Origin of the sequence: Thioalkalivibrio sp. ALMg13-2 (assembly GCF_000381185.1) — a bacterium.
GTDB lineage: Bacteria > Pseudomonadota > Gammaproteobacteria > Ectothiorhodospirales > Ectothiorhodospiraceae > Thioalkalivibrio > Thioalkalivibrio versutus.
In genome coordinates this window covers 125,654-148,469 of record NZ_KB906102.1, presented here as the reverse complement: position 1 = coordinate 148,469, position 22,816 = coordinate 125,654, and the positions used below count along the sequence as shown (strand labels likewise).

The following is a 22,816-nucleotide window of genomic DNA, read 5'->3' as shown; positions in this document are numbered from 1 at the left end:
CTCCTCGCAATGACGGGAGGGAAGGCAGGCGCGGTGCTCGAACCGAGAAGGATTACGGCCGGCGGGTGTCGCCCGGGCGCAGGGCGTTTTCGGGGGCGAGGATGGTCGGCTGGCCGTCCAGGGCCGGGTCGGTGTCCGGGTAGTCGCGGATAAAGTGCAGCCCGCGGCTTTCCTTGCGCGACAGGGCACTCTTCACGATGATCTCGGCGACCATGGCGAGGTTGCGCAGCTCCAGCAGGTCCGGGGAGATGCGGAAGTGGCTGTAATACTCGTGGATCTCTTCCTGCAGGATGCGGATGCGCCGCTCGGCGCGGTGCAGGCGTTCGCGTGCGCGCACGATCCCGACGTAATCCCACATCAGCCGGCGCAGCTCGTCCCAGTCGTGGGCGACCACCACCTCTTCCTGCGACTCGGTCACTCGGGACTCGTCCCAGGCCGGCGGCACGGGGAGCTTCTCGGGGGCGGGCAGATCGGTCTGCGACAGGATGTGGTCGGCCGCGGCACGGGCATACACCAGGCACTCCAGGAGCGAGTTGCTGGCCATGCGGTTCGCGCCGTGAAGGCCTGTGTAGGAGGCCTCGCCGGCGGCGTACAGCCCCGGCAGGTCGGTCTGGCCGAAGTGATTCACCATCACGCCGCCGCAGGTGTAGTGCGCGGCCGGCACCACCGGCAGCGGCTCGCGGGTCATGTCGAAACCGTATTCCAGACAGCGCTCGTGAATGGTGGGGAAGTGTTCGCGGATGAACTCGGCCGGCTTGTGGCTGATGTCGAGGTTCACGTGGTCGATGCCGAGGCGCTTCATCTCGTGGTCGACGGCACGGGCGACGATGTCGCGCGGGGCCAGTTCGGCGCGCTCGTCGAAGCGCGGCATGAAGCGTTCGCCGTTCGGCAGGAGCAGGACACCACCCTCGCCGCGGACCGCCTCGGAGATCAGGAACGACTTGGCCCGCGGATGGAACAGGCAGGTCGGGTGGAATTGCATGAATTCCATGTTGGCGATGCGGCAGCCGGCGCGCCAGGCCATCGCGATGCCGTCGCCGGTGGAGCCGTCCGGATTGGAGCTATAGAGGTAGACCTTGCTGGCGCCGCCGGTGGCGAGGATCACGGTCGGGGCGAGGATGGTCTCCACCTCGCGGGTCTTGGCGTCCTGCACGTAGGCGCCAACCACGCGGCGGGTGCCGTCCACCGGCTGGGTGATCAGGTCCACGGCCACGTGGCGTTCGAACACCTCGATGCTGCCCTGGCCCGAGGCGCTGCGCACCAGGGCTTCTTCGATGGCTCGCCCGGTGGCATCGGCGGCGTGCGCGACGCGCCGGGCGCTGTGCCCGCCCTCGCGGGTCAGGTGCAGCCGGCTGCGGCCCTCGAGCGGCTCGCGGGTGAACGGCACGCCGAGGTTGAGTAGCCAGTGGATCGCCTCGGGGCCCGCCGCCACGGTGCGGCGCACGGCGTCCGGGTCACACAGGCCCGCGCCCGCGTCCAGGGTGTCCTGAATGTGGGCGTCGAAGGAGTCAGTGCGGTCGAGGACTGCCGAGATCCCGCCCTGGGCATAGCGGGTAGAACCCTCGTCCACCGGGCCCTTGCTGATCACGGTGACGCGACGGTGCGGGGCCAGATGCAGGGCTGCGGAGAGCCCCGCTGCGCCGCTTCCAATCACGAGGACGTCCGCCAGGCGCGGTTGTTGTACTGTCCCCATGGGTCAGGTAACGTGCTGCGCTTGTTGCCAGAGCGAATTGTGGCCCTTGCGCAACAGTGTTGTGCGCAAAGCGAACTTAATGCGAGTCAGGCGGTCCATGCAACATAGAATACCGGAGACTGGCGTGTTGGCGGGAGTCCCCGCATGAGCGAGAAGGCTTCCGACGAGGCCCTGGTCAAGCGAGTTCAGAAGGGCGACAAGGCGGCCTTCGACGTCCTGGTGCTGAAGTACCAGCACAAGATCGTCAACCTGGTCGGGCGTTATGTCCATGACCATGCAGCGGCCCTGGACGTGTCTCAGGAGGCCTTCATCAAGGCCTACAAGGGGCTGGCGAATTTTCGCGGCGAGAGTGCGTTCTATACGTGGCTCTACCGCATCGCCATCAACACGGCCAAGAATCACCTTGTCTCCCAGGGACGGCGGCGGCCCGAGGCCGAAATCGATGCGCAGGACGCGGAACAGATGGGCGGTGACTCCGCCCTGAAGGACAGTGCAACCCCGGAGGGGGAGCTGTTGTCCGAAGAGATTGAAGGGACGGTGCGTCGCACCATCGAGGAACTGCCCGACGACCTTCGGATGGCCATCACACTGCGCGAGATCGAGGGACTGAGTTACGAGGAAATCGCGCAGACGATGGGATGCCCGATCGGCACGGTCCGGTCGCGCATCTTCCGGGCCCGCGAGGCCATCGACCGGACCTTGCGTCCTTTGTTAGACAACAACTGAACGAGTAGCGCCATGACAGAGCAAGTCTCAAAGAATGAACGTCTTTCGGCCCTGGTGGACGGAGAAACGGATGACTTCGAGACGCGTCGCCTGATGGATGAACTGGTCAAGTCCGAAGAGGACCGCGGCCAGTGGGAACGCTATCACCTGATCGGCGATAGTCTGCGCGGCGGGATGCGCCGCACGGCCCCCGCGAACTTCATGGACGGTGTCCATGCGGCCCTGGCTGACGAGGCGCCGCTGTCGGCTGCCCACAAGCCGGCGCAGCCGCGCTGGCTGAAGCCGGTTGCGGGCACTGGCGTGGCCGCCGCGGTCGCGATGGTGACCCTGGTCGGGATGCAGATGCTGGGGCCCGACACGGGCACGCAGGAGGCCGCTCCGGTCGCCAGCGAGACCCGTACCCCGGCACAGGTCGCCGATGGCGTGCAGCGGGCCAGTACCTCCGACGTCGAGGCCCCGGCCGCCGGACGCGAGTCGCTGGACCCACGTTTTGCCCGCTACCTCGAAAATCACGCGGAACTGACCGGGCCGGGTTCTACCGCCCTGGGCCGGGTTCGTTACTCGGTGAGTGACGAGTAACGCGTGATGCGCCGCGGCCTGCCGTTCGTCCTGGTTGCCGCCACTGCACTTTGCTGTGTTCCGTTGCCGGTTCTGGCCGGGGATCAATCCCCGGCAGACTGGCTGCAGCGGATGACCAGTAGCCTGCATTCGGAGAGTTACCAGGGAACTTTCGTGCTCCAGCGGGATGACCGACTGGATGCCATTCGTGTGGTGCACGCCGCCGAGAACGGTGGCTACCGCGAGCGCCTGGAAACCCTGACCGGAAGCCACCGCGAGATCCTGCGGTCGGTCGACCGTCTGAGCGCGCTGAAGGGAGCCAGGGCCGCGGCCGGCGAGGGTGGAGGGGCCCCGCACTGGCCGGCCGGCGCGCCGGTCTTCCTGCTCGAACACCACGATCACTACGCCCTGGAAGACATGGGCGTGGACCGTGTCGCCGGACTCGAGTGCCGCATGATCCTAGCGCGTGCCCGCGATATGCTGCGTTACAGCCATCGCTACTGCCTGCACACCGCGACCGCGCTCCCCTTGCTCAGCGAACTGTACGACGGTCACGGGGCGCTGCTCGAGCGCCTGGCCTTTACCGATCTCGAGCATCTTGACGAGGTCGCGGAAACCGCCCTCGAGGCGACCCGCGAGGACGCCGAGCATGTCGAGGTGCGAGCCGACCATGGGCACAAGAAGCCCGACTGGGACGAGCAGACCGGCATGGACGGCTGGAGCTTTGCCAACCTGCCGGATGGCTTTTCCGCGATTGCCGCGTCCGAACGCCGTGTCGGAGACGACCAGGCCAGCCTGCGTCATTTCGTGTTGAGCGACGGTCTGGCCTCGGTCTCGGTCTATATCGAGAAGGCCAGCGGCGAGCAGATGTTCGAGGGCACGACACGTGCCGGGGCCACGCACGGGGCCGCGCGTTCGATCGCGGGGCACCAGGTCACTGCGGTGGGCGATGTCCCGCAGGCGACGGTGCGGGGCGTGCTGGACGCCGTGGTGCATCACCCCGGCAATTGAATCGCCACATGGGCCCGCAAGCATGAGTGAATGGATCCGCGAACAGGGAACCGTGCTCTCGGTGGAGGGCTACGCGGCGCGTGTGCGTATCGAGCGTCGTTCGACCTGCGGCAGTTGTTCGGCCCGGACGGGCTGCGGCAGCGGCGTCCTGTCCGAGGTGCTGGGCCGCAAGGCAGTGGAGGTGTCCATCGGCCATCCCGGCTCGCTGCAGCCGGGAGATACCGTGACCCTGGGTATTCGCGATCAGGCGCTGGTTTCGGGGGCCCTGGCGATGTACCTGTTGCCGCTCGCCGGCCTGGTGGCGGCGCCGGCACTGCTGATGCTGGTCGTGCCCGGACTCGGGGAGGGCTTTCATTTGCTGGCCGGGGCCCTGGGGTTCGCGGGCGGGCTGCTCGGCGTGCGCGCCTGGCTGCGCCGGCGCGCCCCGGATCTGGCGCCGGTGCTGCTGGAGCGCCATCCGGCCACGGGAACCCACCGCGCTGCGGCACCCATGGCTGCGCCCCGGCCCTGAATCTTCGCGCCGGTCGTCGGGAACTTGCGGCCGGGCCGGCTTTCTAGAGCCATGAACCTACGACTTCCCAATGCGGGCTGGATGATGATGAAACCGATGCAATGGGCACTGGTGGCCCTGACCTTTCTCGCCCTGTCGCTGCCGGCCTCGGCGCGCATGCTGCCGGACTTCGTGCCGCTGGCGGAGGAACACAGCCCGGCGGTGGTGAATATCGCGACCACCCGCGAGCGCGAGAACCCGCATCGCAGTCAGATGCCGGACTTCGAGGGCTCGCCCTTCGAGGATCTGTTCGAACGTTTCTTTGGGGGCCCCGGGGGCGAAGGCCCGCGCGGGCCGGAGCGCTTCGAGCGCAACTCGCTGGGTTCCGGGTTCATCTATACCGAAGATGGCTACATCATCACCGCCAACCATGTGGTGGAGGGCGCCTCGGAGGTTGTCGTGCACCTGTCCGACCGGCGCGTGTTTGACGCCGAGATCGTTGGCAAGGACCCGCAGAGTGATGTGGCCCTGCTCAAGATTGACGCCGAGAACCTGCCCACTCTGAAACTCGGCTCCTCGTCCGATCTGAAGGTTGGCGAATGGGTGCTGGCGATCGGTTCGCCGTTCGGCTTCGACCACTCGGTGACCGCCGGCATCGTCAGTGCCAAGGGGCGCAGCCTGCCGAGCGAGAATTACGTGCCGTTCATTCAGACCGATGTGGCCATTAACCCGGGCAATTCCGGGGGGCCGTTGCTGAACCTGGATGGCGAGGTGATTGGCGTCAACGCGCAGATCTACAGCCGGACCGGCGGTTTCATGGGGCTGTCCTTTGCCGTGCCCATCGAGATGGTGGGCGACGTGGTACAGCAGTTGCGCGAGCACGGCGAGGTGACGCGTGGCTGGCTGGGTGTGCTGATCCAGGAAGTGACCCGCGAGCTGGCCGACTCCTTCGGCATGGACAAGCCGGCCGGGGCGCTGGTCTCGCGCGTGCAGCCGGACAGTCCGGCGCAGAAGGCCGGCTTTGAAACCGGGGACGTAATCCTGTCGTTCAACGGCATCGAGGTGCCGAACTCGTCCGCACTGCCGCCGATTGTCGGGCGCACGCCGGTGGGCGTCGAGGCCGAGGTCGAGGTGCGCCGTGGTGACGAGACTCGTACCATCATCGTCGAGATCGAGCGTCTGCCGGAGGATATCTCCGCCCAGCGCGGCGGGCCGCAGCGTGAGGCCCCGGAGCGAACCGAGCCGCAAAGCCTGTTGGGGATGGTCCTGGAGCCGCTGGATGCCGAGCGTGCCGCAGAGCTGGACGTCGATGGCGGCCTGGTGGTCCGGGACGTCACCGACAATCCGGCGCGCTCGGCCGGGGTGCGCTCCGGCGACGTGATCGTCCAGTTTGGCGGCCATGCGGTCGACTCGGTGGAGACCCTGGAGAAGCAGATCGAAGAGGTGGGTGAGCGGCGCACGGTGCCGGTGCTGGTGTACCGTGGCGGCAATCCGACCTATATCGCCCTGCGCGTTCCGCGGGACTGAAACCGTCTCGTGCTGCGCTCGCGCGGGTCCAACGGCGCGGGTGCTGCGGGGCAGCAATGGAGAACGGGAGGGCTGCCGGCGGGTTCGGCAGCCCTCCCAATCGTTTCTGGATGACCGAACTGACCCTTTATCATCGCGAGAGCTGCGGTCTCTGCCATGACATGCTGGCCGAGATCATGGCCCTCAAAAGCCGTTATACTTTCGCGCTTACGGTCGTCGACATCGACGAGCACCCGGACCTGCAGGCGCGTTTCAACGTCAAGGTCCCGGTGCTCGCGGTCGACGACGACATTCTCTGCTGCCATTTCCTCGACCGAAAGGCACTGCTGGACCTACTGGCCCCTGCATGACCGAAACCCGCCTTACCCGCAATTTCTCCATCATCGCGCACATCGACCATGGCAAGTCCACGCTGGCGGACCGCCTGATCCAGGGTTGCAACGGCCTGACCGAGCGCGAGATGTCGGAGCAGGTGCTGGACTCGATGGATCTGGAGCGCGAGCGCGGAATCACCATCAAGGCGCAGAGCGTGTCGCTGTTCTATGACGCCCAGGATGGTCAGCGCTACCAGCTGAACCTCATCGACACCCCGGGACACGTGGATTTCTCCTACGAGGTGTCGCGCTCGCTGTTCGCCTGCGAAGGCGCCCTGCTGGTGGTCGATGCGTCGCAGGGGGTGGAGGCGCAAAGCGTCGCGAACTGCTACACCGCGCTCGACCAGGGCCTGGAGGTCGTGCCGGTCCTGAACAAGATCGACCTGCCGGCCGCCGAGCCGGATCGGGTGGCGGCCGAGATCGAGGATGTGATCGGTATCGAGGCCACCGACGCCCTGCGAGTCTCCGCGAAGACCGGCGAGGGGATGGCCGAACTGCTGGAAGAGATCGTGCGTCGTATCCCGCCGCCGGAGGGCGATTCCGAGGCTGCACCCAAGGCGCTGGTGATCGATTCCTGGTACGACAACTACCTGGGCGTGGTCGCGCTGGTGCGGGTGAAGGCCGGACGCTTCCGCGCCGGGCAGAAGATCAAGGCGATGTCGGTCGGGCGTGCCCACGAGGTCAGCCGGGTGGGGGTGTTCACGCCCAAGCCGGTGGATCGCGCGACCCTGGAGGTCGGCGATGTCGGCTATCTGATCGCGACCATCAAGGACATCTCCGGGGCCAAGGTCGGGGATACCTTCACGGACTTCAACAACCCGGCCTCCGAACCCGTTCCGGGCTTCCAGGAGGTTCAGCCGCGGGTGTTTGCCGGGCTGTTCCCGGTCAGTGCAGAGGACTTCAACGACCTGCGCGATGCCCTGGACAAGTTGCGCCTGAACGATGCCGCGCTGTCCTTCGAGCCGGAGACCTCCCAGGCGCTGGGCTTCGGCTTTCGCTGCGGCTTCCTCGGCATGCTGCACATGGAGATTGTGCAGGAGCGCCTGGAGCGTGAATACGACCTCGACCTGATCACCACCGCGCCCACCGTGGTCTACGAGGTGGAAAGAAGCGACGGCGAGGTGGTCATGGTGCACAACCCCTCGGAGCTGCCCCCGAACAACGAGATCGGCGAGATCCGCGAGCCGATCATCGAGGCCAATATCCTGGTCCCGCAGGAGTATGTCGGCGCGGTGATCACGCTGTGCGTGGAAAAGCGTGGGTCGCAGACCAAGATGCAGTACCTGGGGCGCCAGGTGCAGCTGGCCTACGAGTTGCCGATGTCCGAGGTGATGCTGGACTTCTTCGATCGGTTGAAGTCCGCGACCCGTGGCTATGCGTCGTTCGACTATCAGCCGCTGCGGTTCGAAGCGGCGCCGCTGGTACGTGTGGATATCCTGATCAACGGCGACCGGGTGGATGCGCTGTCGGCCATCGTGCATCGCGACCACGCCGAGTCGCGCGGGCGCCAGATCATCGAACGCATGGCAAAGATCATCCCGCGTCAGATGTATGAGGTGGCGATCCAGGCAGCGATCGGGTCGAAGATCATCGCGCGCTCCACGGTCAAGGCGATGCGCAAGAACGTGCTGGCCAAGTGCTACGGCGGGGATGTCTCGCGCAAGCGCAAGCTGCTGGAAAAGCAGAAGGCCGGAAAGAAACGCATGAAGTCGATCGGCCGGGTGGATGTCCCGCAGGAAGCCTTCCTCGCGGTGCTGTCGGTAGACGACGACAAGAAGTAACAACCAGGCCTGCGGCCCGGACGGGTCGCAGGGCGATCCCCGGCGGACCGGGAACAGAGGACACGGCATGGCAAATCTCGAACTGATCCTGGTGCTGGCAACCGCCGTGACCGGCCTGATCTGGCTGGGCTGGGTGATCCTGCGGCGGCGTCGGAGCCCCGAGCGCCAGCGCGAAATGCCCTGGTTCGTCGATTACTCGCGCTCGTTCTTCCCGGTCCTGCTGATCGTGCTGATCCTGCGCTCGTTCGTGGCCGAGCCCTTTCGCATCCCCTCGGGTTCGATGATGCCCACCCTGCTGGTGGGCGACTTCATCATGGTCAGCAAGTTTTCCTACGGCATTCGTCTGCCGGTGACGCGTACCAAGATTCTCGACACCGGGGAACCGGAGCGGGGCGAGGTGGTGGTGTTCAAGTACCCGCGCAACCCGGCCGAGGACTACATCAAGCGTGTGATCGGCCTGCCGGGCGACACCATCGCGTTCCGCGACCGCGTCCTGTACGTGAATGGGGAGCCGCAGTCGGCCGAGCGCGTCGGGACCTTCGAAGGCGAGGGCTCGGGGCAGGTGATGTCGGGTGCCTCGATCTTCGAGGAGACCCTGGACGGGCGCACCTATAACACCCTGATGCGCGAGCAGCAGGCCAGCCTGGATGGATCGGTCACCGTGCCCGACGGGCACTACTTCATGGTCGGTGACAACCGCGATAATTCCAACGACAGCCGGTCCTGGGGTTTTGTCGCCGAGGAGCATCTGGTTGGGCGTGCGCTCTTCATCTGGCTGCATTGGGATTACAATGAAGGCCATCGGGACTTTTCCCGGATCGGCCAGGCGATTCGCTAGTAGCCCCGCGGGGGCGGGCAAACAGGGACGGGGTTTTCATGCAACATTCCAGACACTCGATGCAGGGCGCGGGCGCGATCACCATTCTCGCGCTGATCTTCCTGGCGCTGCTGGTCGGTACCTTCGTGATCAAGATGGGCACGCAGTACACCCAGTTCCTCACCGTGCGCTCGATCATGCAGGACGTCGCCACTCAGGCCGGCGCGGCAGAGAAGAGCGAACGCGAACTGTGGCGCGAGATCAACCGCCGCTTCCAGATCAATTCCGTATACGACGGGATCGGCGAGGAGGACTTCAGCGTGACCGAGAATGGCGCCAGCCGCCAGCTGCATCTGCAGTACGAGGTGCGCCGGGAATTCCTCGGCAATGTGGACGTGGTGGCGCGCTTCTCGAACAGCGAGACGCTGGCCCCCTGATGGGGTCAGCGTCGGTTCCTTGCATGCTTTGTCGGGTGGGTTCGTGAGCCGGGATTTTCGCAGTCTGCTGCCCGCGGCCGTGCGCGACGGCGACGGGATTGACCAGGCGTTGACCCACCGCAGCGCCGGCGGGCGCAATAATGAGCGCCTGGAGTTCCTGGGTGACGCCGTCCTTGGGCTGGTGATCGCCGACGCCCTGTACGAGAAGCTCCCGGACGCCCCGGAAGGGGATCTCACCCGCCTGCGTGCGGCCCTGGTCAATCGCGAGTCGCTGGCGGATCTGGCTCGGGAGACCGGCCTCGAGGGCACGCTGAACCTGGGGCAGGGCGAGCGCAAGAGTGGCGGCCAGCGCCGCGACTCCATCCTGGCCGATGCGGTGGAGGCCCTGATCGGGGTGACCTACCGCGAGGCCGGGATGGAGGCCGCGCGCGACTTTACCCTGGCGCTGTATGTCGAGCGCCTGAACGATCTCCCGTCGGCCGAATCGCTGAAGGACCCCAAGACCCGGCTGCAGGAACAACTGCAGGGCCGCAATGCGGATCTGCCGGTCTACGAGGTGCTGGAGGTGGTCGGCCCCGATCACAAGCGCCAGTTCACCGTGGCGGTCCACCTGCCCACCCAGGGCTGGGGCCAACGTGGCCAAGGCTCCTCGCGCCGTCGCGCCGAACAGGCCGCGGCCGAGGCGGCCCTGAAACGCCTGCAACAGGTACAGGAACAATGAGTGAAACCGTAGTCCCCGAACCCGCCACCACGCACTGCGGGCTGGTCGCACTGATTGGCCGGCCCAACGTGGGCAAGACCACGCTGATGAACCGCCTGGTTGGGGAGAAGCTGGCGGCGACGACCCGCCGGCCGCATACCACGCGCAATCGCATCCTCGGCATCGTGACCGAGGGGCAGGACCAGGTCGTACTGATGGATACCCCGGGGATCGATACCGAGCGTACCCAGCTGGTGAACCGGGTCCTCAATCGCACGGCCAGTCAGGCGCTGGCGGATGCCGATCTGGTCTGCTTCATCGTCGAGGCTGGAGAGTTCGGCCCCGGCGACGAGCGCATCGAGGAGACCATCCGTCATTCCGGGCGTCCGGCACTCCTGGTGATCAACAAGGTGGACCAGTGTCGGGAGAAGGAAGAACTGCTGCCGTTCATCGAGGCCCGCGCCGCGGCCTTCGGCTATGTCGGCGTGGTACCGCTTTCGGCGAAGACCGGATCCAACCTGGACGGTCTGATTGCGGAGATTCGGGCGCATATCCCGGAGGGACCGTTCCTGTACGACCCGGATCAGCTCTCGGATCGCCCGCAGCGCTTTCGTGCCGAAGAGATGATCCGCGAGTCCATGCTGGAGCATCTGGGGCAGGAAGTCCCGTACTCGGTGGCGGTGCGCGTGGAGGAATGGGCGGACGAGCCGCGCACCACTCACATTGATGCCGTGATCCTAGTCGAGCGCGACAGCCAGAAGGGCATCGTGATCGGCAAGGGCGGGCAGCGACTCAAGCGCATCGGCCAGGCCGCACGCGTCCAGTTGGAGGCGCTGCTGGAGCGCAAGGTGATGCTGCGCCTGACCGTGCGTGTCGAGGCCGACTGGACCCGCAACCCGCGCGCCCTGCGTGACCTCGGGATCGAAGAATCGCGGTGAGCGCGACCGCCGGGCTCACCCAGGGGGTGGTCCTGCACGCCCGCCCGCTACGCGAGAACAGCCGGGTGCTCGACCTGCTCACCGCCGAGGCCGGGCGCCTGTCGGCAGTGGTGCGCGGCAAGGCCGGATCGGTGCAGCCCTTCGTGCTGCTGGATCTCGCCTGGCGTGGGCGCGGCGAGCTGCCGACGCTGAATGTGGCCGAGCAGCAGCGGGTCTTCCCGCTGACCGGGCGGGCCCTGGTCTGCGGGCTGTACCTGAACGAACTGATCCTGCGCCTGTACCCACGCGACGCACCGATCCCGGAGGCCCTCCCGGCGCTGTTATCCGCTTATGCCCGGCTGGCCGCCCGCGAGCGCGCCGATACGGTCCTGCGCCGCGCGGAATGGGCCCTGCTCGCACCACTCGATTCCGGGCTCGAACACGTGGACCCGGCCGAGCTGGACCCCGATGCCTGGTACCGCTACGACCCGGAGGCGGGGGTCGAGCGTGTGGCCGCCGGTCGCAGCGAGGCGATCCCCGGTGTCGCGCTGCAGGCGCTGGCCAGCGCCTGCGACGTGCCGGATAATCAGGCCCGCGTCAGCCGCGACTTCATGCGTCGGCTGATCGACACCCATCTGGCCGGGCGGCCGCTGCGGACCCGGGGTCTGCTGTAGTGGCCCGGACCGCAGCCATACAAGGGCATCGCATCATGTCGCATCCTGCTCCGCTGAAGCTCGGGGTCAATCTCGACCATATCGCCACCATCCGCCAGGCGCGGCATACGCCGTACCCGGACCTGATGCAGGCCGTGCGCCTGGCCGAGGCCAGCGGGGCGGATTCGATCACCCTGCATCTGCGCGAGGACCGGCGCCACATTCAGGATGACGACGTGTTCGGGATCAAGCCGCGGCTGAAGGTCCCGATGAACCTGGAGATGGCCGCCACCGAGGGGATGCAGGCGATCGCCCTGAAGCTGCTCCCGGAGGCGTGCTGCATCGTGCCGGAAAAGCGCGAGGAGTTGACCACCGAGGGCGGCCTGGATGCCGTGGGCCAGCTGGAGCGGCTGCGCGAGTTTGTCGCGCCGCTGACCGCCGCCGGGATCGAGGTCTCGCTGTTCGTGGAGCCGGATGCGCGCCAGCTGGAGGCCGCCGTGGCCATCGGCGCCCCGGTGGTAGAGCTGCACACCGGCGCCTATGCGAATGCCCGCGATGTCGCCGAGCGCGAGCGGCTCCTGGGCGGGATCAACGAGGCCGCTGCGGCCGGCCGGGCCATGGGGCTGGTCATCAACGCGGGGCACGGGCTGGACTATGACAACGTGCGGCCGATTGCTGCCAACCCGGTGTTTCACGAGCTGAACATTGGGCATTCGATCGTGGCCCGGGCCCTGTTCACCGGCCTGCCCGAGGCAGTCAGCCATATGCGCGGCCTGATGGATGCCGCGCGCCAGGGTCTGCCGCCCGGTCAGTACCCGGTTTGAGCGCCGGATGATCCTGGGCATCGGAACCGATCTGGTGCAGGTCGCGCGCATGCAGGGCATGTGGGAGCGCCACGGTGCGCGCCTGGCGGAACGTATCCTGCACCCGCTGGAGCGCGCGGACCTGCCGCCCGAACACCCGGCCGGTTTTCTCGCCCGGCGCTTCGCCGCCAAGGAGGCCCTGTCCAAGGCGCTCGGCTGCGGCATCGGGGCGGATATGGCACTGGCCGAGGCCGGCGTGACCCATGATGCCCGTGGTCGGCCGGAGTTCGTGCTGGAGGGGCGTGCCCGCGCCACGGCCGAGCGTCTGGGCGCCGGGACCATCCATCTCAGCATCAGCGACGAGCGCGATTACGCCCAGGCGTTTGTCGTGATTGAGGCCGAGCCGGCCGGTATGCGCCCCGAGTAACCCCCATTTCCCTCCGGACGTGGTTGCCCGCCCGGAGGCACCTCCCTAGAATGTGACCCCTTATGCCCGCCGGTCTCCATGGATTCCGCGTCGGGCGCAGCCCTGAGCGAGCGACGGAGTCCACTCCATGCCCTGGAACGAACCGGGAAACAACAACCGCGACCCCTGGAGTGGGGGTGGTGGCGGCCAGCGCGGTAGCGGTGGCGGCGGAGGCGGTAACCAGCCGCCCGATCTCGAAGAAATGATGCGCAAGCTGTCGCGTCAGCTGAACGGCATCTTCGGCGGGGGCGGCAGTGGCGGCTCCGGCGGTTCCGGAAGCGGCGGCATGGGCCGCGGCACGCAGGCCCTGGTCAGCCTCGGCCTGATCATTGCCGTGGTTGTCTGGCTGGCCTCCGGATTCCATATCATCTCGGAAGGCGAGCGCGGCGTCGTGCTGCGTTTCGGCGAATTCCAGCAAGTGAAGAATCCGGGGCCGGGCTGGCACCTGCCGTACCCGATCGAGCGCGTCGAGATCGAGAATGTCGACAACGTGCGTACGCTCTCCCACCGTGCGCTGATCGTGACCGGGGACGAGAACATCATCGATGTCGACATCGCGGTGCAGTACCGCGTCCTCGATCTGGTCGACTACCTGTTCAACGTGCGCGACCCCGACACCACCGTGAACCAGGTGATGGAGTCGGCGATCCGCGAGCGTATCGGCAAGAACAACCTGGACTTCATTCTCGGCGAGGGGCGTGGCGAGATCGCATCCTCCTCGCGAGTGGTGATGCAGGAAAACCTCGATTCCTATGGCGCGGGCATTATCGTGACGGCCGTGTCCATGCAGCAGGCGCAGCCGCCGGAGCCGGTGCAGGAGGCCTTTGCCGACGCGATTCGTGCCCGCGAGGACGAGGTGCGTTTCCGCAACGAGGCCGAGGCCTACGCCAACGGTGTGATTCCGCGGGCACGCGGTCAGGCCGCCCGTATCATCGAGGAGGCCGAGGGTTACCGGGACCAGGTGATCGCGCGCGCCGAGGGTGACGCCTCGCGCTTCGATCAGTTGCTGGCCGAATACCAGCAGGCGCCGGATGTGACTCGCGACCGTCTGTATCTCGAGGCCGTCGAGGCCGTGCTGCAGGATTCCCGCAAGGTCATGCTGGATGTGGGCAGCAGTAACAACCTGATGATGCTGCCGCTGGATCAACTGTTCCAGGGGCAGCGCTCCACCACTAATTCCGGTGACACGCCAACACCGCGGCCGCTGGATACCAGCCGCAGCACGTTCGGCAACAGTGGCACGGGCACGAACCGACTGGGCGATCGCAGCCCGGCCGCCCAGCGTTCGCGGGAGGTTCGCTAATGTTACGCATCGTCGGTATTGCCGTAGTCGTGCTCGGGATCGTGGTCGCGCTGTCGACCTACACCGTCGACGAGCGTGACCGCGTGATCAAGTTCGCCCTCGGGGAGATCCGGGAGGTCGACCCGGCCCCTGGGCTGCACTTCAAGTTCCCGCTGATCCAGAACGTCGAGAAGTTCGACGCCCGGATCATGACGCTGAATATCCCGCCGGACCGGTTCCTGACCTCCGAGGCGAAGAACATCATTGTCGACTTCTACGCCAAGTGGCGGATCGACGATGTCGGCCAGTTCTACCGTGCCACCCGTGGTGACGAGCGTCTGGCCGAGGAGCGCCTGGCCCAGATCCTGCGCGACGGGATGCGTAACGAGTTTGCGCGCTTCGAGTTGCAGGACGTGGTCGCTGGCGAACGCCTGACGATCATGGGTGCGGTGCGCCAGACTGCGTTGGAGACCGCGCAGGAGCTGGGGATCGACCTGGTTGATGTCCGCATCCGCCGCATGGACCTGCCGGAAGAGGTGTCCGAGTCGGTGTACGAGCGCATGCGCGCCGAACGTCAGCGGGTCGCCCAGGACTTCCGCGCCCGTGGTCAGGAAGAGGCCGAGCGCATCCGCTCGCGCGCCGACCGTGAACGCACGGTCATCCTGGCGAACGCCTATCGGGACTCGGAAGAGATCCGCGGTGCCGGTGATGCGATCGCCACCGAGACCCTCGGCCGGTCGTTTGGCGAGGATCAGGAGTTCTTCCGCTTCTATCGAAGCCTGATCGCCTACCGCAATAGCATGAGTGGCGAGAACAGCACCTTCATCCTGGAACCGAACTCCGAGTTCTTCCAGTTCTTCAACGCCCCCGGTGGCGAACGCCCGGCGCCGTTGCCGACCCGGTAAAGGAGGGGCGGAGGCGGTCCGCCGTGGCCGCCTCGAAGGTGGCCGTTTGCAACGGGCCCGGAAGATTCCGGGCCCGATTTTTGCCGGGCCGCCACTCGGGCGTGGCGGATCACAGCACAAGAGCAGGGACGAGATGACCGATATCAACCGCTGGTTGCTGCCGGACGGGCTGGAGGAGGCCCTTCCGGATGCTGCGCGCCGTCTGGAGGACCTCCGCCGGCGCGTGCTGGACCAGTTCGACACCTGGGGCTATGACCTGGTGATGCCGCCGCTGGCGGAGTATCTGGAGTCCCTGTTGACGGGTGCCGGGCACGCACTGGATTTGCAGACCTTCAAGCTGACGGATCAGCTCACGGGCCGCATGATGGGCGTGCGCGCCGACCTGACCCCGCAAGTGGCGCGGATCGATGCTCACCGTCTGCGTGTCCAGGGCCCGAATCGGCTTTGTTACGTGGGCAGTGCGCTGCGTACCCGGGCAGATGAATGGTCGGGTTCACGCAGTCCGCTCCAGGCCGGGGCCGAGCTGTTTGGTCATGACGGGATCGATAGTGATCTCGAGATTATCCGCTTGATGCTGGCGACCCTGGCTGCCTGCGGAGTGGAGCGTCCTAGCATGGATCTCGGCCACGTCGGGATCTATCGCGCCCTGGCGCAGGATGCGGGTCTGGATGCGAGCCAGGAGCAGGAATTTTTCGATCAACTCCAGCGCAAGAGCGTGCCCGAGATCGAACAGACCCTCGCGGCCTGGGAGGCCGGCGGCATGGATCCGGCGGCCTGTGCGCGGCTGCGCGCGCTGGTGGATCTGAATGGCGATGCCACGGTACTCGACGCTGCCCGTCGCGCCCTGGCCGGTGCACCCGCCGAGGTGGCGGTGGCGCTGGATCACCTGCAGGCAGTGGTCGCACGGCTTGAGGCGAGCGAGCCGGGCCTGGACCTGCACCTGGACCTGGCCGAGTTGCGCGGCTATGCCTATCACACCGGTCTGGTGTTCGCGGCCTTCGTGCCCGGCTCCGGTCAGGCGATCGCGCGCGGTGGCCGTTATAACGAGATCGGTCGCGTCTTCGGCCGCGCACGGGCGGCCACCGGTTTCAGCACCGATTTGCGCGCCTTCGTACGCCGCGAGGCCGGGGCGCCGATGGCGCCTCGTCAGACGGTGCTGGCACCGGCCACCGGCGATGTGGCGCTGGAGGCGGCCATTGCGGATCTCCGTGCCCGCGGCGTGCGCGTAGTGCGCGAGCTGGAAGGCCAGGACAACGAAGTACCCGGGGGCGCGCGGCTCGAGCAGCGCGCCGGGGAATGGACAGTAGTGGAGCATTGATGGCGATGGGACGTTTTGTAGTCGTACTGGGCAGCCAGTGGGGTGACGAGGGCAAGGGCAAGATTGTCGATCGTCTGACCGAGGATGCCGCGGCCGTCGTGCGCTTCCAGGGCGGACACAATGCCGGGCATACCCTGGTGATCGATGGCGAGAAGACCGTGCTCCACCTGATCCCGTCGGGCATCCTGCGGGAGGGCGTGGAATGCATGATCGGCAATGGCGTGGTGCTCTCGCCCGAGGCTCTGATTACCGAGATGGAAGAGCTTGAGGCCAAGGGCGTGCCGGTGGCGGACCGTCTGCGCCTGTCGGATGCCTGCCAGCTGATCCTCCCCTACCATGTAGCCCTCGACCTGGCGCGCGAAAAGGCCCGTGGCAAGGCCGCGATCGGGACCACCGGGCGCGGCATTGGTCCCGCCTACGAGGACAAGGTTGCGCGCCGGGGCCTGCGCCTGGACGACCTGTTCCACCGGGAACGCCTGGCGGCCAAGCTGGGCGAGGTGATGGACTATCACAACTTCGCGCTGAAGCATTACTTCAAGGCCCCGACCATCGACCAACAAGAGGTCTTGGAGCAGTGCCTGGCGCACGCCGAGCGCCTGCAGCCGATGGTCACCGACGTGGCGGGCCGCCTGCACAAGCTGCGCGAGCAGGGCAAGGACGTGATGTTCGAGGGGGCCCAGGGCACGCTGCTGGACATCGACCACGGCACCTATCCGTTCGTGACCTCGTCGAATACCACCGCGGGTGGTGCGTCCACCGGGTCGGGTGTGGGGCCGCGCGACCTCGACTACGTGCTGGGGATCACCAAGGCCTACACGACCCGGGTGGGCGCCGGACCGTTCCCGACCGAGCTGTTCGACAACATGGGTGAACACCTGGCGCGGCAGGGCAATGAGTTCGGTTCCACCACGGGGCGCGCACGGCGCTGCGGCTGGTTCGATGCCGTCGCGCTGAAGCGAGCAGTCAAGGTGAACAGCATCAGCGGATTGTGCATGACCAAGCTGGATGTGCTGGATGGCCTGGAGAACGTGCAGATCTGCGTGGGCTACAACTGCGATGGCGAGACCCGCGAGGCGCCGCCGTCCGGCGCCGAGGCCTATGCGGCCTGCACGCCGATCTACGAGGAGATGCCGGGGTGGACGGAATCCACGGTTGGGATCCGCGAGTATGACCAGTTGCCGGCTAATGCCCGCGCCTATCTGGAGCGTCTGAGCGAGGTGGTCGGGGTGCCGGTCGACATGGTCTCCACGGGGCCCGATCGTGACGAGACCCTGGTGTTGCGCGACCCGTTCGACAGCTGATTGCGTGTCTCCCTGGGCACGTCGGGGCGCGCACCACCGTGCGGGCTCCGGCGAGCCGAGTGGTGGAGCAGGCGGGATTCGCCACGCAGAAAATCCGCCACCCTCACGGGTGTCGCTTCGCGTATAACAGGGATTCGAATACAGCTGAAAAATGGTGCCGAGGAGAGGACTTGAACCTCCACGGGGTTACCCCCACTAGCACCTGAAGCTAGCGCGTCTACCAATTCCGCCACCTCGGCACGAGGGACGACACACAATGAGGAAACCGTGTGTCCTGCGCTTCAGGAGCGCGCAATATAGTGCGCGGCTGGGGGGCTGTCAACGCCCCGGAGCGGGAATGTTTCCCTCCGGTGTGGTCGGCAGGGGGCGCGCAAACGCGCCCCCTGCGCAACAAAATTCCGCATGCCTCATAATGGGCGCTTTGCGCGCCCAGCCGGATTCCCGGCGAGGGGCTGCCCATTGCAACATCCACAGAGTTCACTGAATGCCAAGACAACGTCGCAAGACCCCCGCCGATCCCAATTTCGAGCGCGAGGCGCAGAAATACGACAACCCCATCCCCAGTCGCGAGTTCATCCTCGGGCTTCTGCAGGAAGCCGACAATCCGTTGTCCTACGACGAGATCGCGGAACGTCTGAAGATCGACGACGACGATCGCCTCGAGGCCCTGCGCCGCCGCCTGAAGGCGATGGAGCGCGATGGGCAGGCCCTTTGCAACCGTCGCGGTGCCTATCTGCCGGTCAACCAGGAAGACCTGATCCGCGGGCGCGTGATCGGTCACCCGGATGGTTTTGGTTTCCTGGTGCCGGACGAGCAGGACGACGACCTGTTCCTGTCGCCGAAGCAGATGCGCGGGGTATTTCATGGCGACCGGGTTCTGGCCCGGGTCATGGGCGTGGATCGTCGCGGCCGCCGCGAGGGCGGGATTGTCGAGGTCCTGGAGCACAACACCACCCAGGTGGTCGGGCGCCTGAAGATCGAGGACGGTGTCGGCATCCTGACCCCGGACAACAAGCGCATCACCCACGACATCCTGGTGCCGCCGGACGGCCTGGGCGAGGCGGAGGACGACCAGATCGTGGTCGTGCGCATCCGTGAATCCGCTTCACGCACGGCGCGCCTGCGTGGGGACGTGCAGGAAGTCCTGGGCGAGCACATGGCGCCGGGTATGGAGATCGACATCGCGATCCGCGCTCACGCCCTGCCGCACGAGTGGCCGGACGAGGTCACAGCGGCGGCCGACGAGCTGGGCGCCGAGGTGGCCGAGGCAGACAAGAAGGATCGCCTGGACCTGCGCGAGAAGCCGTTCGTCACGATCGATGGCGACGACGCCCGCGACTTCGACGACGCCCTGTACTGCGAGCCGGAAGGCAAGGGCTGGCGGCTGTGGGTTGCGATCGCCGACGTGTCGCACTACGTCCAGCGCGACGCCGCGCTGGATCGCGAGGCGCGCACGCGCGGCACCTCGGTGTACTTCCCGAACAACGTGATCCCGATGTTGCCGGAGGCCCTGTCCAACGGTCTGTGCTCGCTGAATCCGAACGTGGACCGGTTGAGCATGATCTGCGAGATGGAGATCGGTGCGCGCGGGGCGCTGAAGAGCTATCGCTTCCACGAGGGACTGATTCGTTCGCACGCCCGCCTGATCTACGAGGACGTGGCCGCGATGCTCGACGGCGACGCGGCGCAGCGCGAGCAGAACGCGCATGTGATGCCGAACCTGGAGACCCTGCACCAGGCCTTCAAGGCCCTGCACGCGGCGCGCAATCGCCGGGGCGCGATCGATTTCGACACCACCGAAACCAAGATCGTCTTTGGCGAGGACCGCAAGATCGAGAAGATCGTGCCGACGGTGCGCAATGATGCGCATCGCCTGGTCGAGGAATGCATGATCATGGCCAACGTGGCCGCCGCGCGCTTCCTCAAGAAGCACAAGGTGCCGGCCCTGTACCGCATCCATGATCAGCCGCCGTCGGACAAGATCGATGACCTGCGCGACTTCCTCAATGGCGCGGGTCTGAGCCTGGGCGGTGGTGACGAGCCGAGCCCCGCCGACTACACCGAGGTCCTGAAGGCAGCGCGCCAGCGCACCGACCAGCAGCTGATCCAGACCGTGCTGCTGCGTTCGCTGAGCCAGGCCGTGTATGCCCCGGAGCTCGATGGCCACTTTGGTCTGGCGCTGGACGACTACGCGCACTTCACCTCGCCGATCCGCCGCTATCCGGACCTGCTGGTGCATCGCGGTATTCGCCATGTGCTGCGCAAGGGCAGTGGCAAGGCCTTTCCGTACTCGCATGGCGACATGGAGCAGTTGGGTGAGCATTGCTCGATGGCCGAGCGACGCGCCGACGACGCGACCCGCGACGCGGTGGCCTGGCTGAAGGCCGAGTACATGCAGGACAAGGTCGGCGAGACCTTCCCCGGCGTGGTCTCCGGAGTCACCGGGTTCGGTCTGTTCGTGGAGATCAAGGACGTCTACATCGAGGGCCTGGTGCACGTGACCAGCCTCGACAACGACTTCTACCACTTTGACCCGGCACGCCACAGCCTGACCGGCGAACGCGGTGGCCGGGTGTTCCGTATCGGCGACGAGCTCCAGGTGCAGGTGGCCCGGGTGAGCCTGGATGATCGCAAGATCGATCTGGCCCTGGCCCAGGAAGCGGGCCAGCCGAGTCCCGCCGCTCCGCCGCCGAAAAAGCGCAGCCGTCGTAGCAAGCGCCGCAAGGATGCCGATGCGGCGCCGGTCGAGTCCGCCGCCGAACCAACCGCAGCAGCGCCCGAGCCTGAGGCAAAACCCACAGCAGCCGGGCTGGAGGCGCCCGCGGCCGACGATGATGCCCCGGCGCCGAAGAAGAAGCGCCGCCGTCGTGGTGGCCGCCGCCGTGGGGCCGCCGGTGGCGACACGAGCCCTGCTGCCGAGCCGAGCCCGGCGAAAGAACCGAGCTCGGAGAAAGAGCCGAGCCCAGGGAATGAGGCGAGCCCGGGGAATGAGGCGAGCCCGGGGAATGAGGCGAGCCCGGGGAATGAAGCAAGCCCGGGGAATGAGGCGAGCCCAGGGAATGAAGCAAGCCCGGGGAATGAACGGACCCGGGGCAGCGGACGTGGCCGGGGCAACGCACGCCGCCCGCGGAACGCGCCGGATGAAGGCAACAGCGATGCCCCGGAACCGGGCAACGAGGCGGTTCCGCCGCCGCGCCCCGAGGCCGACAAGGACGGAAATACCATTGTCGAGCCGAGTGCGGATCGCCCGGCCAAGGCCAAGGAATCCTCTGGGTCCGGACGTGGCCGCAGCCGTCGTCGACGTCCGTCCTCGTCCTGAGGCGCCGGGTGAACCCGCTTCTGTTCCCTCGCTTGCTCGGGGGCTGCTCAGACGGTGTCCGCCGGGGCGTTGACCCGTGGCGGGATCGCCGTGGCGGAGGTCCGCGATGAGCAAGGGGGGCAAGGGTAGCCGCGCCGAGACCTTTGGTGGCATCCACGCAGTGGCCGCCGTGTTGCAGCGGGCCCCGGAGCGGGTCAAGCGACTGCAGCTGGCGCCCGACCCCATCGAACCCGCCCTGGAGCGCCTGCGAGCGCTGGCGCAGTCGCGGGGTATCTCGATCGAGCGGGTAGGCCGCGAGCGGCTCGATCAACAGCTTCCGGGGTTCCAGAACCAGGGTGTGGTCGTGCACTGCACGCCGCGCCCGCTGCTGGACGAAAAGGCCCTGATCACCCGGGTGCGCGATGGCCTGGATCTGCTGCTGGTGCTCGACGGGGTGACCGACCCGCACAATCTCGGGGCCTGCCTGCGGACCGCGGATGCGGCCGGGGCCGGGGCGGTGGTCATGCCGCGCCATCACAGCGCCGCATTGACCCCCGCCGCCATCAAGGTGGCGTCCGGGGCCGCCGAGACCGTGCCGGTGGTGACGGTCGGCAATCTCGCGCGGACGCTGGCAGCCCTGAAGGATGGCGGGATGTGGACCGTAGGCCTGGCCGGGGAGGGGGGTGAGAGCCTCTATGACCTGGACCTGCGCCCGCCGACCGCGATCGTCATGGGGGCCGAGGGCGAGGGCCTGCGGCGTCTGACCCGGGAGGCCTGTGACCACCTCGCGGCCCTGCCGATGCAGGGCGCGGTAGAAAGCCTCAACGTCTCCGTCGCCACCGGCGTCACCCTGTTCGAGGCGGTCCGTCAGCGCCGCGAAGGTCCGCCGGCTGGTTCTGCGTAGCCGGTAGCCTTCCGGGGGCGGTGCAAACCCCTGTTTCGCCGGCTCCCTGCTTGTTGTTGGCGCCCGCTTCGGTTATCGTGTCGCGCCTTTCTGCCCTGCGGCTGCGTCCGCTGGGTCGAACCCTTGCCTCACCGCATTTGACGGGAGGCTGATACCCGCAAGGAGTTCCCGATGCGTCATTACGAAGTTGTATTCCTGGTCCACCCGGACCAGAGCGAGCAGGTCCCGGCGATGATCGAGCGCTACAAGGGCTTGGTCGAAGGTCATGAAGGCAAGATCCACCGCCTGGAAGACTGGGGCCGCCGTCAACTGGCCTACCCGATCCAGAAGCTGGTGAAGGCCCACTACGTGCTCATGAACATCGAGGCCTCGGAAGAGGCGATGGAAGAGCTCGCCAGTGCCTTCCGGTTCAACGATGCCGTGCTGCGCCACCTGGCAATGCGCATGGAAGAGGCCGTGACCGAGATCTCCCCGCTGGCCAAGGGCCAGGAAGAGGAGAGTGGCAAGGGCCGTCGCCGCGAGCGTGACGACGAGGGTGGCGAAGGCGCCTCCGACGACTCGGCTTCCGCCGAGTAAATCCCGCCCGTTCGTTGACCGAATCATTGAAGGAGATCTGACATGGCCCGTTTTCCGCGTCGCCGCAAGTATTGCAAGTTCACCGCCGAAGGCATCGAGTACATCGATTACAAGGACCTGAATCTGTTGAAGGGTTTTGTGACCGAGACCGGCAAGATCGTGCCCAGCCGTGTCACCGGCACCAGCGCGAAGTATCAGCGCCAGCTGGCCACGGCGGTGAAGCGTGCGCGCTTCCTGGCCCTGCTGCCGTACAGCGATAACCACTAAGTCCCGCACCGG

General features: G+C 66.8%; 23 protein-coding genes and 1 tRNA gene. 22 read left to right on the top strand and 2 right to left on the bottom strand.

Annotated features, from left to right (window positions below):
• Positions 1 to 52: 52 nt before the first annotated feature.
• Positions 53 to 1,693 (bottom strand): L-aspartate oxidase, encoded by a 1,641-nt coding sequence (nadB, locus tag F618_RS0103375; protein ID WP_019567746.1) that lies wholly within the window; start codon positions 1,691 to 1,693, stop codon positions 53 to 55.
• A gap of 144 nt (positions 1,694 to 1,837) precedes the next feature.
• Between nadB and rpoE the strand changes: the two genes are divergently transcribed.
• The 18 genes from rpoE to F618_RS0103285 all read left to right on the top strand — a co-directional run bounded on the left by rpoE (position 1,838) and on the right by F618_RS0103285 (position 17,759).
• Entirely contained in the window at positions 1,838 to 2,419 is a 582-nt protein-coding gene (gene rpoE / locus F618_RS0103370; protein ID WP_019567745.1) for an RNA polymerase sigma factor RpoE, read from the top strand.
• Between the two features lie 12 nt (positions 2,420 to 2,431).
• Complete coding sequence (locus tag F618_RS0103365; protein WP_018144069.1) at positions 2,432 to 2,998, top strand: sigma-E factor negative regulatory protein; 567 nt, start codon at positions 2,432 to 2,434, stop codon at positions 2,996 to 2,998.
• 6 nt (positions 2,999 to 3,004) lie between these two features.
• Positions 3,005 to 3,988, top strand: coding sequence for a MucB/RseB C-terminal domain-containing protein (locus F618_RS0103360; protein WP_019563364.1), 984 nt, complete (start codon positions 3,005 to 3,007; stop codon positions 3,986 to 3,988).
• A 22-nt stretch (positions 3,989 to 4,010) separates the two neighbouring features.
• Entirely contained in the window at positions 4,011 to 4,499 is a 489-nt protein-coding gene (locus F618_RS0103355; protein ID WP_018144067.1) for a SoxR reducing system RseC family protein, read from the top strand.
• Positions 4,500 to 4,580: 81 nt separating this feature from the next.
• Complete coding sequence (locus F618_RS0103350; RefSeq protein ID WP_019567744.1) at positions 4,581 to 6,005, top strand: DegQ family serine endoprotease; 1,425 nt, start codon at positions 4,581 to 4,583, stop codon at positions 6,003 to 6,005.
• A gap of 110 nt (positions 6,006 to 6,115) precedes the next feature.
• Positions 6,116 to 6,355 carry a glutaredoxin family protein gene (locus F618_RS0103345; protein ID WP_018168141.1) on the top strand — a complete coding sequence of 80 codons (240 nt, stop codon included), beginning with the start codon at positions 6,116 to 6,118 and terminating at the stop codon, positions 6,353 to 6,355.
• On the top strand, positions 6,352 to 8,160 hold the full coding sequence (gene lepA, locus F618_RS0103340) for a translation elongation factor 4 (protein WP_018144064.1): 1,809 nt from the start codon (positions 6,352 to 6,354) through the stop codon (positions 8,158 to 8,160). Before F618_RS0103345 ends, lepA begins: the two co-directional genes overlap by 4 nt.
• A gap of 67 nt (positions 8,161 to 8,227) precedes the next feature.
• Positions 8,228 to 8,998: a signal peptidase I gene (gene lepB / locus F618_RS0103335; protein WP_018144063.1), complete on the top strand. Its 771-nt coding sequence runs from the start codon at positions 8,228 to 8,230 to the stop codon at positions 8,996 to 8,998.
• A 59-nt stretch (positions 8,999 to 9,057) separates the two neighbouring features.
• A complete protein-coding gene (locus F618_RS0103330) occupies positions 9,058 to 9,414 on the top strand; it encodes a DUF4845 domain-containing protein (RefSeq protein WP_018144062.1) in 357 nt (118 codons plus the stop codon).
• 43 nt (positions 9,415 to 9,457) lie between these two features.
• Positions 9,458 to 10,135, top strand: a complete 678-nt coding sequence (gene rnc / locus F618_RS0103325) for a ribonuclease III (protein ID WP_026289529.1) — start codon at positions 9,458 to 9,460, stop codon at positions 10,133 to 10,135.
• Positions 10,132 to 11,052 (top strand): GTPase Era, encoded by a 921-nt coding sequence (era, locus tag F618_RS0103320; protein WP_018168143.1) that lies wholly within the window; start codon positions 10,132 to 10,134, stop codon positions 11,050 to 11,052. The genes rnc and era overlap by 4 nt, the downstream gene beginning before the upstream one ends.
• Entirely contained in the window at positions 11,049 to 11,705 is a 657-nt protein-coding gene (locus F618_RS0103315; RefSeq protein WP_018168144.1) for a recombination protein O N-terminal domain-containing protein, read from the top strand. Before era ends, F618_RS0103315 begins: the two co-directional genes overlap by 4 nt.
• 35 nt (positions 11,706 to 11,740) lie before the next feature.
• On the top strand, positions 11,741 to 12,508 hold the full coding sequence (locus tag F618_RS0103310) for a pyridoxine 5'-phosphate synthase (RefSeq protein ID WP_019563361.1): 768 nt from the start codon (positions 11,741 to 11,743) through the stop codon (positions 12,506 to 12,508).
• A 7-nt stretch (positions 12,509 to 12,515) separates the two neighbouring features.
• On the top strand, positions 12,516 to 12,914 hold the full coding sequence (gene acpS / locus F618_RS0103305; protein ID WP_019563360.1) for a holo-ACP synthase: 399 nt from the start codon (positions 12,516 to 12,518) through the stop codon (positions 12,912 to 12,914).
• A gap of 127 nt (positions 12,915 to 13,041) precedes the next feature.
• A complete protein-coding gene (gene hflK / locus F618_RS0103300) occupies positions 13,042 to 14,256 on the top strand; it encodes an FtsH protease activity modulator HflK (protein WP_018144056.1) in 1,215 nt (404 codons plus the stop codon).
• A complete protein-coding gene (hflC, locus tag F618_RS0103295; protein ID WP_018938413.1) occupies positions 14,256 to 15,140 on the top strand; it encodes a protease modulator HflC in 885 nt (294 codons plus the stop codon). The genes hflK and hflC overlap by 1 nt, the downstream gene beginning before the upstream one ends.
• A 133-nt stretch (positions 15,141 to 15,273) precedes the next feature.
• Positions 15,274 to 16,458, top strand: coding sequence for an ATP phosphoribosyltransferase regulatory subunit (locus tag F618_RS0103290; RefSeq protein WP_018938414.1), 1,185 nt, complete (start codon positions 15,274 to 15,276; stop codon positions 16,456 to 16,458).
• Positions 16,458 to 17,759, top strand: a complete 1,302-nt coding sequence (locus F618_RS0103285; RefSeq protein WP_018144053.1) for an adenylosuccinate synthase — start codon at positions 16,458 to 16,460, stop codon at positions 17,757 to 17,759. The genes F618_RS0103290 and F618_RS0103285 overlap by 1 nt, the downstream gene beginning before the upstream one ends.
• A gap of 152 nt (positions 17,760 to 17,911) precedes the next feature.
• Here the strand turns inward: F618_RS0103285 and F618_RS0103280 are convergent.
• A tRNA-Leu gene (locus F618_RS0103280) sits at positions 17,912 to 17,998 on the bottom strand.
• A gap of 245 nt (positions 17,999 to 18,243) precedes the next feature.
• Between F618_RS0103280 and rnr the strand changes: the two genes are divergently transcribed.
• The 4 genes from rnr to rpsR all read left to right on the top strand — a co-directional run bounded on the left by rnr (position 18,244) and on the right by rpsR (position 22,804).
• Positions 18,244 to 21,078: a ribonuclease R gene (gene rnr, locus F618_RS0103275; protein WP_019567743.1), complete on the top strand. Its 2,835-nt coding sequence runs from the start codon at positions 18,244 to 18,246 to the stop codon at positions 21,076 to 21,078.
• 106 nt (positions 21,079 to 21,184) lie between these two features.
• Complete coding sequence (gene rlmB / locus F618_RS0103270) at positions 21,185 to 21,961, top strand: 23S rRNA (guanosine(2251)-2'-O)-methyltransferase RlmB (RefSeq protein ID WP_018938416.1); 777 nt, start codon at positions 21,185 to 21,187, stop codon at positions 21,959 to 21,961.
• Positions 21,962 to 22,132: 171 nt separating this feature from the next.
• The gene (gene rpsF, locus F618_RS0103265; RefSeq protein ID WP_018168152.1) at positions 22,133 to 22,537 is read left to right on the top strand and encodes a 30S ribosomal protein S6; all 405 of its coding nucleotides are present in this window, start codon (positions 22,133 to 22,135) and stop codon (positions 22,535 to 22,537) included.
• Between the two features lie 42 nt (positions 22,538 to 22,579).
• Positions 22,580 to 22,804: a 30S ribosomal protein S18 gene (gene rpsR / locus F618_RS0103260; RefSeq protein WP_018144049.1), complete on the top strand. Its 225-nt coding sequence runs from the start codon at positions 22,580 to 22,582 to the stop codon at positions 22,802 to 22,804.
• Positions 22,805 to 22,816: the final 12 nt, after the last annotated feature.